The sequence below is a fragment of the Occallatibacter sp. genome (assembly GCF_036502485.1).
Lineage (GTDB): Bacteria > Acidobacteriota > Terriglobia > Terriglobales > Acidobacteriaceae > Telmatobacter.
In genome coordinates, this window is sequence record NZ_DASXYM010000015.1 from 1 (window position 1) to 17,637 (window position 17,637).

The following is a 17,637-nucleotide window of genomic DNA, read 5'->3' on the forward strand; positions in this document are numbered from 1 at the left end:
GGCCGCACTATAGGTCTGTGCTCTTCTGCCGAAGATCTGCGTGCTTCTGCGAACGCTTCACCGGATCCCTCCAATCGGCGCCGCAAGTTAACCAGAAAATTAACCAATTTCCGCAAAAAGTTTTCCACAGAGGGGCTTGACAAGAAAACCGAGCTTTCTAATAAATTCAATAACTTGCAAAGAAAATCCGCTTCATGAATCTGTAGAATCCCTGATCCATACTGCTATCCGGAACGAAACAAAATAAAGTTGCCGAATTCGATTCAGAGGTTAGGTTACTAAATAGTAAACATGGGTGGGCCCGCCCACCTGCCGCCACAAACAGCCTAGCTCCGCCAATGCAGCTCCACCGGCCCCTCCATCGGATGCTTGCCGGTTCCCTCCAGCCGCGCCTGCTTCAACGCGAAGTACCACTTCGCCGGCTTGTCCGCATCATCGATCAACATCAGGCTGGGATTGTGCTTCAAACCCTCCGCCTGCTGAATCATCGTCACCTGGTCCTGCCTCACGAACTTCGCTCCGAAGAACTTCGCAATCGGCGTGACAAATGGCACGTGATAGAACACGTTCCATGCAGCAATCACATCGATGCGGCAGGTTGAGCTCGTCACGGGCGTCACCGTGGTGAGCGACGAGAACCACTTCTCCCCGCAGCGAATCGTCTCGGTACGCCGATTGGGCAGCACAAAGTCGATCGTCGTCTCCACCGGCTGCCCGTACACACCCAGCAGCTTGTACGGCGCGGAGTTGCCGCTGGGCGCATGCGCGCTCATCCGGAACCCTTCCGGAATCGGCTCAAACTTCTTCGTCTTCTCGCGAATGCTGGCCCGCGATCGCCACCACCACGCCTGGTGCACAAACGGCCCGTGCGCCGGATCCATCAGGCCGATAATCCCGTGATCCACATTGCAGGGCAGATCGGCACGCAGATGCGCGCTGCGATACCGCGCCCCGAACTTCGCCAGCTCCGGGACAGGATGATCAGCCTCCGTCCGTTTGCGCCCCGCACCGGGAACATACACCCACGCGTGCCCGTCGCGCTCCTCGCAAGGGTAAGCGGTCGCAAAGATGCGCGTCGCATCCAGCTTGTCGTGCGATGAGAGAGAAGGGATCAGCTCGCAGCGCCCGCCGCACGGCTCGAACTCCCATCCGTGATAGCGGCACGTCACGCGGTTGCCATCGAACCAGCCCACACTCAGTGGAATGCCGCGGTGCGGACAACTGTCGCGCATGGCAAAGACACGCCCATCCTTGCGCCGCCCCAGCACCAGCGGAATGTCCAGCAGCATGGCCGTGGAAAGCTTGCCCTTCTCGAGCGTGTCGGTGCGCAGCGCAGGATACCAGTCGTCATAAATCAGCGTGGCGCTCGGCCCCTGAATGGGCACGCCCGCTTCCGTGGTGGTCACAAACGGCATTTGGGACTCACCATAGCATTCCGGCTCGCCCCCACGCGAATCGCACGACTACTCCGCCGCTGACTCCCTGACTTCTGCGCCGCGGGCGCTGACTGGCTAGCTCATCCCCGCCCCACCGGATAACTCAAATTGAACGGGAAGATCAGCTCCGCCTCGCTCGCCACTGGGCTTCCATTCACCGTGGCCGGATGGAACCGCCAGGTCTTCACCGTGTCCAGCACGATCTGATCCAGCCCGTTGCCCATGCCCTTCACCAGCGTCAGCCCCGTCACATCGCCGGTCTCGCTCACATTCACGTCCACCACGATGTGTTGCTCCGCTGCGGGCAGCAGCCCGCGGTCCCTGACGGGCGGCTTGGGGCTGAACACCGGAAACGCCGGCGTGGCATCCTGCGCATCGGCGCCGTTGCCGGCCACCGCGGTGCCGGTCCCCTTACCGGTGCTGTCCTGAGGAAGCGCCGAGGGCGTCTCCTTCTCCTTGTGCGCCGGCCTGGTGGGATTCGTGATCTTCTGCTCGGCTTCTTTCACATGCTGCGGCTTCTCGGCCTTGCTCGTGTTGGGCGCCTCGAACGACGGAATCGAAACCCGGCGCGCCCCGCCCGCTACCTGCAGCATCGCCAGATAGGCGGCCTTCGCCGGCGGCACCGCGCGGACCTGGTGCATGCGCGCCCCGCCCACCAGCAGCAGCGAAAGCAGCGCCGCATGCAATCCCACAGAGACAACGACAGCGGGCCGCGTGCGGGTTGTAGGGTTTTCCATTCGCCTCCTCGTGCACTGCACCTTACTTCGGGTGCCCCCTCCTCGCGGCGCCTTTGCCGCCGGGGTGGGTTGGTTCATGCTGCTCAGACTCAATTCAAGGTGTTTCGGGAAGCCGCAGCAGGTGAACTATATTCCCGCGATTCTGACCGCGCGTCAAGAACGCCCGGCAACATTCAGTTTTCCGTCCTTCACTTCAAACCTCTCGCCGCGCCACACAATCGTGTTCCCCGCAAACCCGGCCACCCATGTGCCCATCGCCACCACATCGCGGAGCGGCAGCAGCCAAAGGTTCGGCAGCACGTCATGATCGCCCAGCACATTCGCCGCCACCGCCATCGCCATCGCCAGGCGCAGAAAAAAGCTCATCGCCAACAGCCAGATGCTCACGAAGCTCGCCCCGCTCGCCACCACGTTCAACAGGGCCCAGCCCAGCCCGTGCGTGAACACCAGTCCGACATAGCCGGCAGGCCGCGCATCGCGCACCGTGCGGTACCAGCGCACCTGGTGATCGAAGAAGCCGCGCCAGTTGTAGTCGGGCACGCTGGTTTCCACCACTTCGTGGCTGATGGCAATCGCGTAGCCTGCACCGTAAATACGCGCGCCCAACTCGTAGTCATCGGCAAGGTGGTCCACCAGAGTCTCAATCCCGCCCATCGCCGCAAGCGCCTCGCGACTCACCGCCAGGGTCGACCCCAGCCCATACCGCAGCCCGCCTTCGATCCACCGCGCCAGCAGCACGCTGGGCTGAAAGTCCGTCGCGATCCCCAGCGCCTCCAGCCGCGACCACAGCGACCCATGCGGCCGGCCCCGATAAAGCGCCGTCACCAGCCCAACAGGTCTCTGTCCCTTTGTCCCACTGTCCCTGTATCCCTGTATGTCCGGGCCCTGCATCTCCGCCATCACCCGCGTGAGATACCGCGGCGACACCGTGATATCGGAATCATTGATCAGCAAATAGCCGTGGCGCGCATGCGGAATCAGCTGCGCCAGCGTGCTCACCTTGCCGTTGGTGCCCAGCCGCTCCGGGCAAACAACCAGCCGGATCGGCCTCTCGGGAAACTCTCGCTGCAGTTCGACCACAGCAGAAACTGCGGGATCGTCAGGCGCGGACACACCGAACAGCAGCTCGTACTCGCCTGCATAGTCCTGGCGGCAGTGGCTACGAAAAGCTTCCAGCATCGCCGGATCCAGCCCCTTGAGCGACTTGAGAATCGTCACTCCCGGCGCGAACCCCGGCACCGGCGCCCTGCGCTTGCCGAGAAATACAAAGGCCGCCAGCAGGGCCGCAATGAAATAGCCCATGCCCGCCACGGCGAGCACCGTGGTTACCAGCTCCACGGCCTGTGCCAAAGCGTGCGGCATACCAAGAACAGTTTACAGTTTCAGTTCTGAGTTTTCGGTGCTGGCCGAGCGACGCTTTTGGCTGCTGAGAGCTGAGAACTGCGAACTCGCTTGTTGTGTCCGCCGTCACGGCGAAAGGGAGCCCGCCCGCGCAACCTGTCATGCATGAAGTCCCCGCTCGTTCTGGTCTTCTTGTGCGTTGCCGCTGCCCTCTCTCTTGCCCAGCAGAAGCGGGCTGGCCGTCCCTCGGGCTCAACGGTCTCCGGCCACGTCTACTGTGCCGACACCAACACTCCGGCGCGGATGGCCAGCGTCATTCTGCAGCCAGCCGAGCAGATCGATGCCATACATCCCGGTGAGGACCAGCACATATCCTCCCACGGCGAAATGACCCAGACGCTGCTCGACGGCAGCTTCAACATTCAGCACGTCGAGCCCGGCGTGTACTACGTCCTGGCCATGCAGCAGGGCTACGTCTCCGCACTCGCTTCGATCTACGCTCCACCTGCTGGCCGCGCCACTCCGGACGCACGCCAGCCGAAGAAGCCGCTCATGACCGCTCCACGCATTACGGTCCAGTCCAACCTGCCCGTCGCGGTCAACGTCAGCATGGAGCGGGGCGCCGCCGTGAGCGGCACAATCCTCTATGACGACGGCGGCCCCGCCGCAGGCGTTCGGGTCTCCATACTGGTCCGCACAAAAGGCGGTTGGACCAAGCTTCCCTCGAGTCCCGTCGCCAGCCAATCCTACTCCGCCGGAAGTGATGATCAGGGCCATTACCGGATCAGCGGCCTGCCGGCCGGCGAATACCTGCTTGAGGCTACCCTCAGCATCCAGGGCATGTATTACAACGTGAACGAGACAAACGGCACCAGCGTGGGCACGTGGCCCATCTACTCACTCTCGTTCTACTCCGGAGGCAGCGCACGGCAGAAAGACGCGAAGCCCATTGCGGTGACCGCGGGCGAGGAGTTCGGTGGGCAAGACCTGGAGATTCCTCTCACCAGGCTGCACACCGTCCGCGGCAGCATTGTTGGCGCTCACGACGGTCACATCCTGAATGGAGGGAAACTCTCTCTGTTGAATGCTGACGACCGGTCCGAGGCTGGACACGCGTCCGTGTCCAAAGACGACAACACCTTCACCTTCGCGTTCGTCCCGGAAGGCGATTACATTCTGCGCGCCGAGGGCGTCGACAACGATTACCTCGAGGTTCCGAACAACTACCCCAACGCATGGCCGCCAACGCACACGGAACCGAAGCTCCTGCGCAGCTACGGCACGGCCGAGCAGCCGCTGCACGTGGCCGGCGAGCTGACCGGAATCAGCATCTCCGCCCCTGACCCGCCAGCGCAATCCGCCCAGCCCGCTCTTCGATAGCGCCACGCCCCGGCCCGGCCACGGAACGACCGGAGGCTGAAGACTGACAACTGTGAACTGAAAACTGGTTAGATATGGCAGCTCGCCTGGCCGCGCTTCTCCAGATAGCGCTGGTGATATTCCTCCGCTCGCCAGAAGGTCTCCGCCGGCACCACCTGAGTCACTATTCGCTTCGGCTTGAACCGACCCTCGTTCGTAAGCTGTTCGATCTTGGCTCGCGCCTGCTGCTCTTGCTCGGGCGAGTGGAAGAAGACCGCCGACCGATACTGTGCGCCCCAGTCGGGTCCCTGGCGATTCATCGTGGTGGGGTCGTGCAGGTCAAAGAACGCGTCCAGCAACTGCACAAAGGTGATCTTCTCATTGTCGAAGTCGAGCTCCACCACCTCCGCGTGACCGGTCTGATCGGTGCACACGTCCTTATAGGTTGGATTGTTGAGCTTGCCGCCCTCGTAGCCCACCGCGGTCGCTGTGACTCCAGGCATGGTGGCGAACTGCGCCTCGACGCCCCAGAAGCATCCCGCCCCAAATGTCGCTTTTTCGATACTCATGATTTAAAGGATGCACGGCCCCGCGGATTGGTCAACATTTCGCTTCTCGCGAAGGCCCCCGGGATGCGCAGGCGGCGAAGTCATGCAGCGATCTGAGCACGGCTCGCCAATTCCCAGAAGAACTGGCGCAGCGACCGCGGCTCGCGGCCAAGCACCGACCGCAGAACCAACCCATTACCGCCATGAAAGCCATACTGGTCGTAGTTGGCATAAAGCCTCTGCATGCCGCGGCGCCGCGACCCTTCCGGCAAGCTGGCGCCGTCAGCCCACTCATCGAAGTCGATCGATGCAGCTTCAATCCGCCTGCCCAGAGCGTCGCTCATCATACCGGCCACGTGCATGCGGTTGTACATGCCCGGAGCGCTCAGTTCAAATGTGCCGTTATCGAGGCGATCCGTCACGAATGCCAGCGCCGCCGCTTCCGCGACATCGCGGTAGTCCACATAGCAGACTTTAGCTCTCTGCGAATAGGGCAGCGCGTACAAGCCGGTCTCCACAATCCGCCGCCACTCCAGCTCAATATTCTGCATGAAGCTGGCCGGCTGCAGCACTGCGAAGGTCATGCCCGACTCGTAGAGCGCTTCCTCGACCGGCCGCTTGGCCACGTGGTTAGTCAGCCTGGAAAGCGACGGATGGATCACTGCCGAATAGACGAATTTTCGCACGCCGGCTGCCTTGGCCGCGTTCACCATCGTCACGCCCATAGCCGACTCGCGTGGATGGAACGCCGGGCCAATATGAAACACCGCGTCCGCACCGACGGCCGCCGAAATCAGCCCGCGCGTATCCTCAAGGTCTCCGAAAACGCTTTCATCCGCGCCCCGGTCACGGGCAATGCGTTCCGCCTCCCGGCTTCTTACCAGAGCCCGTACCCAGACGCCCCTCTTGATCAACTCCGGCAGAACGTGTCCGGCAAAGCGGCCCGTCGCGCCGATCATTAACACCCGCACTGAACAACCCCGCAGAAAAAGACTTATTAACGACTACGAGGCGCAGAAGCGCGCAGTGGATGCTTTGCGTTCTAAAAAAGAGCGGAACGCCAAAACGAGTGCGCTTGCGTGATTTAGAAACAGCGATTTTACAGAACAGCTTGCCGCTCCGGCGTGGATGCACCCGCGCCTATCCGCGGGTGCATAAAACTGGTAGCGAGATGATCGCGCTGTTTAGCGGCCGCCGCGGTTGTTGCGGCCAGGACCGCCCCGGCCTCCGGAGCCCCGGCCAGCGCCGCCGCGCGGCCCCGTGGAGCCCCGCCCGCCTGTGCCAGCGCGTGGACCTGAGCCGCTCCGGCCACGATCGTTGGATCGGAAACGCTGCCCGCCGGTTCCTTCGCTGCGGCCACGTGCAGCAAAGCCGCCTCCGGAAGTTGAGCGCGCCCCACCGCCTGCAGCACCGCCGGTGGACCTGGGCGGGCGCGAAGCGGTGCCGCCTGCCGGACGCGGTGGGCGGCGGTCTTCCGGCTGGGTAAAGCCTCGCGCTTCGCCACCTTCCGGCCTAGGCCGGAATCCGCCGCCGGCCGATGGGCGCGGCGGACGGCCGCCCGTGCCACGCTCCTGACGGCCTGCGCCAGAGGGGCGCTCGCTGCGAAATGCACCCTGGCGCCGATCCTGACCGCGGTCTTGTCCTCGTTCCTGGCCACGGGCTGCGGGACGACCCGCACCTCGACCCTCAACACCGCCTGAGCCGGCCGGTGCACGGCCCTGACGCCGATCCTCGCTTCTGCCTTCAGGTCGGCCTCCCGTCCTGGGCTCACCTTCTTCAATGCGGAGCCCGCCGGGACGCGCTGGCCGGTCTTCGAAGCTGGAGCGAGCCGGCGGCCGCGGCGGCCGCTCGGAGCCGAACTCCGGCCGGCTCCGGAACGGGCGGTTGGCCCCGGAACTCTGGCCCTGAGGGCGCGAGAAACCACCGCGCCCGCGATCCTGGCCTCCAACTGCCGGACGTCCCTCTCGCCGAGGGCCGGTTCCGCGGCCCTGATCGCGATAGGGAGGACGATCTTGCCCACGGCTCCCGCCGCTTGCCCCTTGTCGGATACCCGAACGCCTCTCGGTGCCGCCGGTCTGGCCGCGGGTCTGGTCACCGCCCTGGCGGCGATCTTCCATGCCGCGTCCAGTCCCCTGCCCCTCTCGGAAGGTCGGCCGGGCGCCGCCACGGTCCTCTTGCCGACCGTAGGCCGGCCGCTCACCTGTCCGTGGGCGCTCGCGGAAGCCCTGACTCGAACCCCGTTCCGCAGTGGGTCTCGCTTCGGGTCTGGATTCTGGTCTCGCGAAGGGCCTCGATGCTGGCCTTGATCCCAGCCCCGAGCTGGGCCTCGCTGCTGGACCCGCACCTGGCGCGGAACCGGGCCTCGAGCCGCGTCCCGTCGCGCGTCCAGCCCCGGAACGCACTCCGGAGCCCGGCCGGCGCTTGTCTCTGAACGATTTGCCGCCACGTTTTGTCGCGTCGTGATCCACGGTTCTTCCCGCTTCTTTGGGCAGCATGGTCTTGGACTTCGGGCGCTTCGGCTTCCACTTGCCTTCGGCAGCCAGCCGCAGCAAGTTCAGCTCTTCGGGGTCCAGTTCACGCGACTGGCCAGGTTCGAGATCGAGCACCAGCGGCCCGTACCCCACGCGCCGAATCTTCTCGACATGGTGTCCGATCTCCTCGAACATCTTGCGTAGTTCGCGGTTGCGCCCCTCAATCAGCGTGACTTCAAACCAGGGATTGTCGCCCTCTCGCACCTGGCTAATGCGCGCGGGCGCTGTACGGACTCTGCCTTCGCCCGGCCGGCCGCGGTCGATGCTCACTCCCTCGCGCAGCCCGTCGATCAGGTTCTCATCCGGCTGCCCGCTCACCTTGACGAGATAGGTCTTCTCTACGCCCGAGGCGGCGCGCGTCAGCTTGTTAGCCAGATCGCCGTCATTGGTCATCAGCAGCAGGCCTTCGCTGAGATAGTCGAGCCGGCCAATGGGATACAGCCGCTCGTTCATCTTCGCGAAAAACTCCATCACGGTAGGCCGGCCCTCGGGATCGCTGACCGTGGTCACGTATCCGCGCGGTTTGTTCAAGACGAAATAGCGCGGGCGCTCCGCGCCGTGCAGCAGCTTCCCGTCCACACGGATGTGATCGCGCCCCGCGTCGGCCTTCGAGCCGAGTTCCGTCACCACCTTGCCGTTCACCTGCACACGGCCCTCGGTGATCAGTTCCTCGGCATGGCGACGGCTGGCAATCCCGGCAGCGGCCAGGATCTTCTGCAGGCGCTCCAGCTGTGCGGGAGGCCGCGGAGCAGAGTGTCGCGGCTCCTCTTCCTGCTGGTTTTCCTCTTCTTCGTCTTCTTCGTCCGCGCCGGACTCCCAGTCGCCTTCGAGGTCGTCGTCCTCATCGGCGCCCAGGTCGTCGGGATCGCCGTCGGGCTGGGGCTCGGGTTTCGGGGTCTCTACAATGGCCTCAGCCGCGAGTGCCGCCTTTTTCACTCGCTTGCTCTTGCTCTTCTTGGGCGGCTCCGGCGCGTCGGCGGGCTCTGCCGCCTCGCCTGGGGTGTTGCCCTCGAAGGCATCGTCGAATGTATCGGCGGCCTGTGCCTTCAGCTCGGCGTCAGCGGTCTCCGCCTGCTGGGCGGCTGCACCGGTTCCCGGCTCCGCAGCGTCTGACTTCTTTGCGCGTTTCTTACGGGCCGTCTTCTTCGCCGGCAGGTCTGATTCGCCCTCGGGAATGGCGGGCGTCTGGTGGTTCTGGATTTCTGCAGATGCCTGCGTGTCCGGAGCGTCAGGCTCCGTGCTCTTCTTCGGCTTTCTCGGCATGGAGATTGCCCTCGTTTTCTGCCGGCACAGGGATGTCCGGCTGGGCGGGCGGAGCTTCAGACGCTGCTAAGTTTCCGGCGTCCTGCTCGTTGGATGTCATTGAAGGCTCGGCTGACGTCGCGTCGGTCGGGCTCTCGGTGGATTCTTCTGATGCCTGTTCAACTTCTGCCTGCTCAGGTTCTTGAGGAGGCGGAGCCTCAGCGGTCTCGGCCTCGGCGAGTTCAAGGCCGCTTGGCGAATTGCCTTCGAGCTCGGCCGGGGTTTCCATGGCTTCCTGGCCGGATTTTCCGATGGATTCCGCGTTCGACTCAGCCGTTGCTTCTCCGGCCCCCGTCTGGTGCCGGCCGGCTTCTTCCGCCGCAACCTCGGCTTCCCCGCCGGGCTCGGCAGCTTCCGCGGCTTCCAGGGCGGCCTGCGCCGCATCCGCCGCCACTGCCTCGGGTTCCATTTCCTCGATCTCCACGGCCATCTTCTCGAACTCTTCCATGGAAGGAAGTTCGTTCAGATCCTTCAGTCCAAACCGCAGCAGGAACTCCTTGGTCGTCTTATAGAGAATGGGCCGCCCGATCACCTGCTTGCGCCCCGCGGTAGCGATCAACTTGCGAGCCAGCAGCGAGCCCAGCACGCCGCCCGATTCCACGCCGCGGATTTCGCTCACTTCAGGGGCCGTTGCCGGCTGCTTGTAAGCCACCACGGCGAGCGTCTCAAGCGCCGGCAGAGACAGCTTCATCGGGGGCTTGAGGCTTTTCACGAACAGCCGCACGGCGTCATGGCATTCCGGCTTGGTGGCCATGCGATAGCCGCCCGCGATCTCCCGAATCTCGATGCCGCGCTCGTCATTTTCATAGCCGGCCAGGATCTCGTCGAGGATCTGCTTCAGGATCGACCTGATCTCACGGTCCCGCTGCCGCGCCAGGCGACGCGCCTCAGCTTCAGGGTCAACCGCGTCTCCAGTTCCTTCCATGTCGCCGGGCTCTGCGCCTGCGGCCGGCTCAGCGTCAACCTGCGCTTCAGGTGCAAACTCAGCGGTCGTCTCGACGGCAAGTGGCTGGTCCGCGGCGCCTTGCGCCTCGCCAGTCTCAGCAATCAGACCGGACTGGCCTCCAGACACGGAACCGGTCATGGCAGCCGAGGCGGCCTGCGCTGCGGCTTCTGCCGTCATGGCAGCCGTATCGGCCACCGGCAAAATCTCAAGATCGGCAGGAAGAAGCGAGGGGGAGGCGGCCGACGCGGGGTCCTCACCCGCCATGTCGGCGTTGGCTTCAGCAGCGGCGGCGGCCTGGACGGCCTGCCACTCCAGCGCGTCGGCGGCAAAAATCTGTGCGAGCTGCGCCAGAGTGACGGGCTCTTCGGCAGCATAAATTACGGCTTCCAGCTTGGCTTTCAGGCTCATTCTGCGGGTCCTTTCGTATGGTAACGGAATAACCCGCGGTGTGCCGGAGGGTTGGGGAGCCGGCGCGCCGCAACGAAGCTGCATGCGGCATCCTGTTTCGGGAAACCGAAGATTTGCATCCGAAAGGAAACTTGCAATCCTTCTTTTTAGCGAATGTGTCTCAAATCACTTACAACTTGTGGAAAAGGGTCGATAACGGATGCATCCGAACAAAGCTCGACGCCTACGCGCCTGCGTCCGCGGCATCCGCCGATTGCATCTAAAGGAGCCTTTCATGGCCGTTCTTTCCGCTCCCACGCATAGACCCTCCTGCTGGCCCATGTCAGTGGGAGCGGAAGGAATTGCCGCAGCCCAGTTCGCACGCTGCGGGTTTGACGTTTTGGTACAGGCGGCGCGCGACAAGCCCTGGTACGACCTTGTGGTCACGAAGGCCGGGAACCTTCTGAAGGTCTCGGTCAAAGCCAGCGAGAACGGCGAATGGGCGCTGACCAATGGCTTCATCCGCCGGGTGGCCGAAACCAACGGCATGCGCGTGGACTGCCTCAGCGCCATCGACATGTGGCGCGCCGGCTACGGCTCGCGCACCGTATGCTGCCTGGTGCAGTTTGAGGGTGTGGCCATCCACGAGCTGCCCCGCGTGTATCTGGCGTCGCCCGACGAGATCGCAGAGACTATGCGCCAGACAGCGCAGCGCATCGGCCGCTGCACGCTGCTTGAGATGTATGAGTGGGCCAGCAGCAGCGGCGCCCGGAGTATCGAAATGCTTCCGGAGGCGTGGCACTTCTCTCAGGCGCGGATAGAGCGGCTCCTCGCCTTGCAGGGCGGAAGCACCGCCGCTGCGGTTCGGGTGAGGGCGCCCGCGCCCCAAGTTCCGGCTCCCGGCCCGCGGCTGGTGACGGATCTGGTGCCGGAACTGGCTTTGTCTGTGTAGCCGCAACTCAAAATCATCGAAACGAATACCGGTTTCGTACGTCCATTCAACTCCAGGTGCCACGCGGCTCATCTCATTACAGGGAGGCGGGACCGAACCATGATGCCAATCGAGTTGAGCAAACCGTTTACGGCGCTAGCGCCGAAGGTCCGCATGCGCACGGCACTGGCCCTGGCGATGGTGGCCGATGTGGTGCAGATGGTTGGGTTTCCGCTGTTTGTGGAGGGCGCGGCGTCGCCAGTGGACGACCTGGTGGATCTCTGCATGGCCGGCGTGCTTACCTACCTGCTTGGCTGGCACTGGGAGTTCCTGCCCTCGTTTGCCGCCAAGCTCATCCCCGGAGTTGACCTGATACCGCTTTGGACGTTGGCGGTGGGGAATGTCTACCGCAAGACGAAGAATCTGGAGCCAGAGCCGGTGACCATTGAGGGCCAGTTCGACCCGCGCACACCGGGCAGCAACCTGCGGCCCTGAGCCAGGTTCGCGCTCCGGTTCAAACAATCAGAAGGGGTCGGCGGAAGCCGGCCCCTTCTTGCTGTTCATGCCGCTCCACTACCGGGTCAGGCTGCGGAAACCCCAGTAAAGCAGCGCGGAAAGCAGGGCCGCAGCCGGCAGCGTGAAGATCCACCCGGCCGCGATGTTGCGAATGGTTTTAAAGCGGAGCCCGCTGCCGCTGGCAGCCATGGTGCCGGCCACGCCGCTGGAAAGGATATGGGTGGTACTCACCGGCAGCCCGAAGCTGGTTGCTCCGAGGATGGTGCCCATTGCCACCAGGCCGGCGGCGGCGCCCTGCGCATAGGTCAGGTGCTCCCTGCCGATCTTCTCGCCCACGGTGACCACAATGCGCTTCCATCCCACCATGGTGCCCAGGCCGAGGGCCAGAGCTACCGCCACTTTGACCCAGTCCGGAATGTACTTGGTGGCTTTGTCCACCTTGCTCTTGTAGTTGTCCAGCGCTGCCCACTCGTCCGCGTTCAAGGTCGGATTCCCGGCCTTGTGCATCATGCCGAGGGCCTCGCTGGCGAGGTACATATCGTTGCGAACGTTTGCCTGATCCTTGTCCGGGACCGCTTTGTACTCGCGATAATGGCCGACCTGGAGATCGAGCCCCTCGACCAGAGTGCGGACGGCGGGCAGCGTATCAGCCTTGAGGCGCTTGGTGCGGATATAGCTTGTCACTTCGCCGCGGGCGTCCGCCACGACGGGCGCGCTGGGATCGATATGTTGATCCAGGATGTGCGCGGCGCGTTCTGAGGCAGCCACGAAGTCCTGGATTTCGGCAGGGCTCACCGCATGATTCAACGCGTATGCGGTGGGTACCGTGCCGATGAGGATCAGCATGATAAGGCCCATGCCCTTCTGACCGTCATTTTGCCCGTGCGAGAAGCTGACACCGGTGCAGGTGAGGACCATGAGCGCGCGCACTGGGAAAGGGGGCGGCTCATTGGCCACGGGGGCCTCGTACAAGGAGGGGTGCTTTACCAGCCATTTGGAGAGCAGCAGGAGGAGGCCCGCCAGGGTGAAGCCAATCACCGGGGAGATCAGCAGCGATTCCAGAACTTTTTTGGCCTGATCCCAGTCCACACCGGAGGTACCGGTCTGCGGATTGAGCAGTTGATTGGCGATTCCGACGCCGATGATGGAGCCCACCATGGTATGCGAACTCGATGCCGGCAGGCCGAGCCACCACGTGCCCAGGTTCCAGAGGATGGCGGCGATCAGCAGCGCGAAGACCATGGCAAAGCCGGCCCCGGAGCTGACCTGGAGGATGAGGTCCACGGGCAGCAGGGCGATGATGGCATAGGCGACCGCGCCGCTCGAAAACAGGACGCCGGCAAGGTTGCAGAAGCCGGAGAGAACCACGGCGAAGCTTGGTTCCAGGGAGTTGGTGTAGATGACGGTGGCGACGGCGTTGGCGGTGTCGTGGAATCCGTTGACGAACTCGAACCCGAGCGCGATGAGCAGCGCCAGGCCCAGCAGCATGTAGGGCCACGAACTCACGGTCTTGACGGCATCGAGGTCGCGGGAGACGTGCAGCACGATGTAGAAGAGCCCGGCGAAGACAGCGACTGCGAATACCGCCAAAGCGCGGCGACTGGATTTGGGTTTCAGCTTGCCATCAAGAAGAGCTGGCCCTCGTGAAGCGGAGTTTGGGCGCAGTGATGGAGAGAGGGTTACAAAATCAGCCATTAGAGCGCTCCGAACGTACGGTGAGGCGCACAGTTATGCTGCTTGGAATTGTGGGAGATGGAAAGGAAATGCAGATGAGAAGAACGGCTGGAAGGGCAGCGAGGGCCAGAAAAGAAGGCGTCCATAAAGATCCAACAGCCGATGGAACGGGGCTGTTTGCTTCCGGGTCCCGGTCATTCGGAAACCCATGCATTCATTCTACACGGGATATGGACGGCTGAGGGAAAGGTTTGCCGGTCTTGCCGGAGGGTTGGAGCGGCCAGAAGCTCAGCCATCGGGCGCAAACCATTGGGGTGCAGAGACATTCCGGGGGGCGCCCGGCAGGCCGCCCGGCGGGAAAAATTAAGTCTACGAGCGGGGTAAAAAGCAGGGTTTCGACGGGCTGAGCAAAAAAGGGAGGGGGGTGGGAGTTACTCATTGGTTAATTGGCGCGGATAGCAGCTTTTGCGAATTCCGGTGGGTAGGAGCGTAAATCCTGGGCCGGACGACCTCAAATATGTGAGCCGGATCACATACAGAATCTACCTAAGTACATATTTTTCATGTAGTTGACGTTCTCGCGAGGCGGAAAGTCAAAAAAAGTGCACTCAGTAATGTTCCAGTTAACATTTGTGGAAATTCGCCGGATGAGGGTGAAACGCGCCGACACGGGCGGGGGGGTGGGGGGGTCGCGGGTTGGATCTGGAGATACATGGCTGGGCTGTGGAGCGAGCAGTGATTATGACGGGAGTTGGCGGCGGTGGCTGTGTCGGCGGTCACGTGAGAGGGCAGGGACCAGGGACCAGATGGTCTGGGGGGGTGGGGGGGTGGGGATTATGGGTCGCCGAAATGGGCTTCAAGATGGGTTGGACGGCGGCGGCCGAAGATCGCGCCGAGGGCAGGGAGCTTGTGGTCTCGCCAGACGTGGCAGCGGCTAAAGCCCAGGTGTTTTGCAGCAGCATTCATCGGCACGACTGAAGTCGTGCCCTGTTACAGGGCAGCCTGATTCGTGTGGGTCGTTGTCGGGGTGAGGTGAAATGCAACCGCAGGTCCCTCGACTCCGCTGCGCTGCGCTCGGGATGACAGGGGCGGTGCGGCCGTGGGGAGAATGGTGGAAAGCGATCCACGGCAACGATGTACTGTTGTGGCTTTTCGCCAAAACCGGATCGACCTGACGGTCTCGTCATCGCTACAGGGCAGCCTGATTCGTGTTGGTCGTTGTGGGGGTGAGGGGAAATGCAACCGCAGGTCCCTCGACTCCGCTGCGCTGCGCTCGGGATGACAGGGGCGGTGCGGCTGTGGGGAGAAGCAGATTCCCTGCCGGAATGACAGCAAGAGGAGCAAAAGCAAAAACTACAGCAAGAGGAGCAAAAGAGGAGCAAAAGCAAAAGCTACAGCAAGAGAAGCAAAAGCTACAGCTAGAGGAGCAAAAGCTACGGCAAGAGGAGCAAAAGCTATGGAGCGCTGGCGGCGCGGAGGGCCAGGCCCTGGGCTACGGAGGTGAATTCGTTGCCGCCGCGGAGTTTGGCCTGGGTGAAGCGGGTGGTGAAGATGTTTCTTACGGCGGGGACGAAGGAGGTGCCGCCGGTGAGGAAGACGCGGTCGACTTCGTGCGGCTGGACGTTGGCGCTCTTGAGGAGGGCGTCAACGGCGTGTTCGATGGTGGCGAGGTCGTCGGCGATCCAGGATTCGAACTGGGCGCGGGTGACGGGGATTCTCAAATCAATGGTGTGGGCGTGGGCGGTGCCGTCGCAGAAGTGGAACTGGGTGCGGTCGCTGCGCGACAGCTCGAATTTGACCTGCTGGACGGCCTGGTGGAGCTGGTAACCGAGGTCGCCCTCGATGACGGTGATGAGGGCTTCGATCTTTTCGGGTTCGAGGGCGCGGGCGTGGGCGCTTTTGAGGATCTCGCGGACGTTGTTGGTGCGCAGGAAAGAGAGGTAATGCCAGCGTTCGAGGTTGGCGTAGATCCAGGCGGGGACGGCGGGGAGGATCTTGTTGAGGGAGCGGGCTTCAGAGTTTGACCCGAGAGCCGGTGAGACGAGCTTGCGGACGATGCGGGCATCGAAGGCGTCGCCGGCGAGGCCTACGCCGCTGTTGCCCAATAAATCTTCAGGGCGGCGGCCGCGGGCGCGGATATCAGGGCCGACGCGGAGGAGGGAGAAGTCCGAGGTGCCGCCGCCGAAGTCGCCGATGAGGATGAGCTCGTCGTGCTGGAGGGTGGCCTGGTAGGCGAAGGCGGCGCCGATGGGTTCGAGTTCGAAGTCGATGTGCTCGAAACCGGCGGTGAGGAAGGCTTCGCGAAGGCGGGAGACGGCGAAGTCGTCGTCCTCAAAGGATTCAGAGCCGACGAAGCGGACGGGGCGGCCGACCGTGGCGCTGCGGATGGGGAGGCCGAACTGGGATTCGGCTTGCTTGCGCAGGTCGGCGACGATGCGGGCGACGAGCTCTTCAACGCGATGGCGGCGGCCAAAGACCTCCGTGCTGGTGAGGGAGCGGCTGGGCAGGTGGGACTTGAGGGACTGGATGAGGCGGCCTTTTTCATCGGCGTCCAGGTAGCGCTCGATGGCCTCGGGTCCGGAGTAGCCGTGGACGCGGCGGAGGCCGGCGGGGGATTTGTGCTGCTCGAAATAGAGGACGGAGCGGCAGGCGGGGCTTTGTTCGCCGCGGAAGGAGAAGCGGGCGAGTTCGACGGGCTGGCCGGGGCGGTAGAGGGCGACGGCGGAGTTGGTGGTGCCGAAGTCGATGCCGATGTGGGGCTCGCTTGAGCGCATTGCCCATTATGTCGCAGGGCGCCTGCGGTGTGGGCAGCGCGAGCTTCGCTCGGCATTCTTCGCTGGAACGAGCTTGGGTGGCTTCTCCTGTGGCTCGCGTGCCGCGATGAGGACCGCGGCTGCCGTTGCGATCACGAGGATGCGCCGTTTCATCCTGCCTCCCTGCTTCTACTTACGCGCGTACCGGGGCACGGTTACATGGGAGCGGGTGCGTTGAGGCTGGATGCTGTTGCAGGGTACGCACGGACAGGGTAACGCGAATCAGGAGGGGGGGGTGAGGGTTGTTGGGGTGATGGGCTCACACGGGGCGCGGCGGGCCGACGGTGGGAATGGGGATGCCTCCATTGTGAGTTGGAAGGGCGGGCGGCCGGTATGCTGGAGTCACGTTCCTGTGACTGATTTTGCCCAGATCGTGAAGCAGCAGGCCGACATCGTGAAGGTGATCGAGCAGTACATGCGGCTGCGCAAGGCGGGGGCGGTGAACTGGTCGGGGCTGTGCCCATTCCACAAGGAGAAGTCGCCGTCGTTCAGCGTGCACGCGGTGCGGCAGTTTTATCACTGCTTTGGGTGCGGGGTGTCTGGGGATGTGTTCAGTTTCGTGGTGAAGATCGAGAATGTGAGCTTCCCGGAGGCGGTGCGGATTGTGGCGGGGAAGTGCGGGATTGCGCTGCCCAAGAAGGAGTACTCGTCGCCGGAAGAGGCTGCGGAGGCGCGGCTGCGCCGCAAGCTGCTGGACCTGCACGAAGAGGCGGCGGCGTATTTCGAGGAGCAGTTGCGCGGGCCCGAGGGAGCGGTGGCGCGGGAGTACCTGGCGGGGCGCGGTCTGAATGAGCAGGGGATGAAGGCGTTCAGGATTGGCTACTCGCCGGACAGCTTTAGTGCGCTGCGGGACCGGCTGAGCGGGATGGCCGATGCGGAGGCGCTGCGGGCTTCAGGGCTGTTCTCGCAGAAGGAACACGAAGACGGGACGGTCAGTCCGCTGTACGACCGGTTCCGCAAGCGGGTGATGTTCCCCATCTGCAATGAGAGCGGGCGGGTGATTGCGTTTACGGCGCGGACGCTGGAGACGGGGGAGAAGGCGGGGGCGAAGTACATCAATTCGCCGGAGACGCCGCTTTATACCAAAGGGCAAGTCCTGTTCAACCTGGACAAGGC

The 17,637-nt window shown here is 63.6% G+C and carries 14 protein-coding genes; 5 read left to right on the top strand and 9 right to left on the bottom strand.

Features of this window, described 5'->3' with window-relative positions:
- Nucleotides 1-198: hypothetical protein (locus VGL22_RS02520; protein ID WP_465265303.1), on the top strand; the 198-nt coding region annotated here is incomplete at its 5' end.
- A 128-nt stretch (nucleotides 199-326) separates the two neighbouring features.
- Here the strand turns inward: VGL22_RS02520 and VGL22_RS02525 are convergent.
- The 3 genes from VGL22_RS02525 to hpnI all read right to left on the bottom strand — a co-directional run bounded on the left by VGL22_RS02525 (nucleotide 327) and on the right by hpnI (nucleotide 3,535).
- On the bottom strand, nucleotides 327-1,415 hold the full coding sequence (locus tag VGL22_RS02525) for a Rieske 2Fe-2S domain-containing protein (protein WP_465265304.1): 1,089 nt from the start codon (nucleotides 1,413-1,415) through the stop codon (nucleotides 327-329).
- Between the two features lie 101 nt (nucleotides 1,416-1,516).
- Complete coding sequence (locus tag VGL22_RS02530; protein WP_465265305.1) at nucleotides 1,517-2,173, bottom strand: TonB family protein; 657 nt, start codon at nucleotides 2,171-2,173, stop codon at nucleotides 1,517-1,519.
- Between the two features lie 153 nt (nucleotides 2,174-2,326).
- Nucleotides 2,327-3,535: a bacteriohopanetetrol glucosamine biosynthesis glycosyltransferase HpnI gene (gene hpnI, locus VGL22_RS02535; RefSeq protein ID WP_465265306.1), complete on the bottom strand. Its 1,209-nt coding sequence runs from the start codon at nucleotides 3,533-3,535 to the stop codon at nucleotides 2,327-2,329.
- A gap of 144 nt (nucleotides 3,536-3,679) precedes the next feature.
- Between hpnI and VGL22_RS02540 the strand changes: the two genes are divergently transcribed.
- On the top strand, nucleotides 3,680-4,894 hold the full coding sequence (locus VGL22_RS02540) for a carboxypeptidase-like regulatory domain-containing protein (protein ID WP_465265307.1): 1,215 nt from the start codon (nucleotides 3,680-3,682) through the stop codon (nucleotides 4,892-4,894).
- A 68-nt stretch (nucleotides 4,895-4,962) separates the two neighbouring features.
- On the opposite strand, the gene msrA is transcribed toward VGL22_RS02540, so the two are convergent.
- The 4 genes from msrA to scpB form a co-directional block, all read right to left on the bottom strand.
- A complete protein-coding gene (msrA, locus tag VGL22_RS02545; protein WP_465265308.1) occupies nucleotides 4,963-5,442 on the bottom strand; it encodes a peptide-methionine (S)-S-oxide reductase MsrA in 480 nt (159 codons plus the stop codon).
- A gap of 80 nt (nucleotides 5,443-5,522) precedes the next feature.
- Nucleotides 5,523-6,380 (bottom strand): SDR family oxidoreductase, encoded by an 858-nt coding sequence (locus tag VGL22_RS02550; protein WP_465265309.1) that lies wholly within the window; start codon nucleotides 6,378-6,380, stop codon nucleotides 5,523-5,525.
- Nucleotides 6,381-6,605: 225 nt separating this feature from the next.
- A complete protein-coding gene (locus VGL22_RS02555) occupies nucleotides 6,606-9,215 on the bottom strand; it encodes a pseudouridine synthase (protein WP_465265310.1) in 2,610 nt (869 codons plus the stop codon).
- Nucleotides 9,181-10,608, bottom strand: a complete 1,428-nt coding sequence (scpB, locus tag VGL22_RS02560; protein WP_465265311.1) for an SMC-Scp complex subunit ScpB — start codon at nucleotides 10,606-10,608, stop codon at nucleotides 9,181-9,183. The genes VGL22_RS02555 and scpB overlap by 35 nt, the downstream gene beginning before the upstream one ends.
- Before the next feature lie 274 nt (nucleotides 10,609-10,882).
- On the opposite strand from scpB, the gene VGL22_RS02565 reads away from it, so the two are divergent.
- Nucleotides 10,883-11,539, top strand: a complete 657-nt coding sequence (locus tag VGL22_RS02565; RefSeq protein WP_465265312.1) for a hypothetical protein — start codon at nucleotides 10,883-10,885, stop codon at nucleotides 11,537-11,539.
- A gap of 99 nt (nucleotides 11,540-11,638) precedes the next feature.
- A complete protein-coding gene (locus VGL22_RS02570; RefSeq protein ID WP_465265313.1) occupies nucleotides 11,639-12,013 on the top strand; it encodes a hypothetical protein in 375 nt (124 codons plus the stop codon).
- A 78-nt stretch (nucleotides 12,014-12,091) separates the two neighbouring features.
- On the opposite strand, the gene VGL22_RS02575 is transcribed toward VGL22_RS02570, so the two are convergent.
- Both VGL22_RS02575 and VGL22_RS02580 read right to left on the bottom strand, forming a co-directional pair.
- Nucleotides 12,092-13,729: an inorganic phosphate transporter gene (locus tag VGL22_RS02575; protein ID WP_465265314.1), complete on the bottom strand. Its 1,638-nt coding sequence runs from the start codon at nucleotides 13,727-13,729 to the stop codon at nucleotides 12,092-12,094.
- Nucleotides 13,730-15,162: 1,433 nt separating this feature from the next.
- Entirely contained in the window at nucleotides 15,163-16,482 is a 1,320-nt protein-coding gene (locus VGL22_RS02580; RefSeq protein WP_465265315.1) for an Hsp70 family protein, read from the bottom strand.
- Nucleotides 16,483-16,873: 391 nt separating this feature from the next.
- On the opposite strand from VGL22_RS02580, the gene VGL22_RS02585 reads away from it, so the two are divergent.
- On the top strand, nucleotides 16,874-17,637 hold a 764-nt coding region (locus tag VGL22_RS02585; protein ID WP_465265316.1), incomplete at its 3' end, for a DNA primase.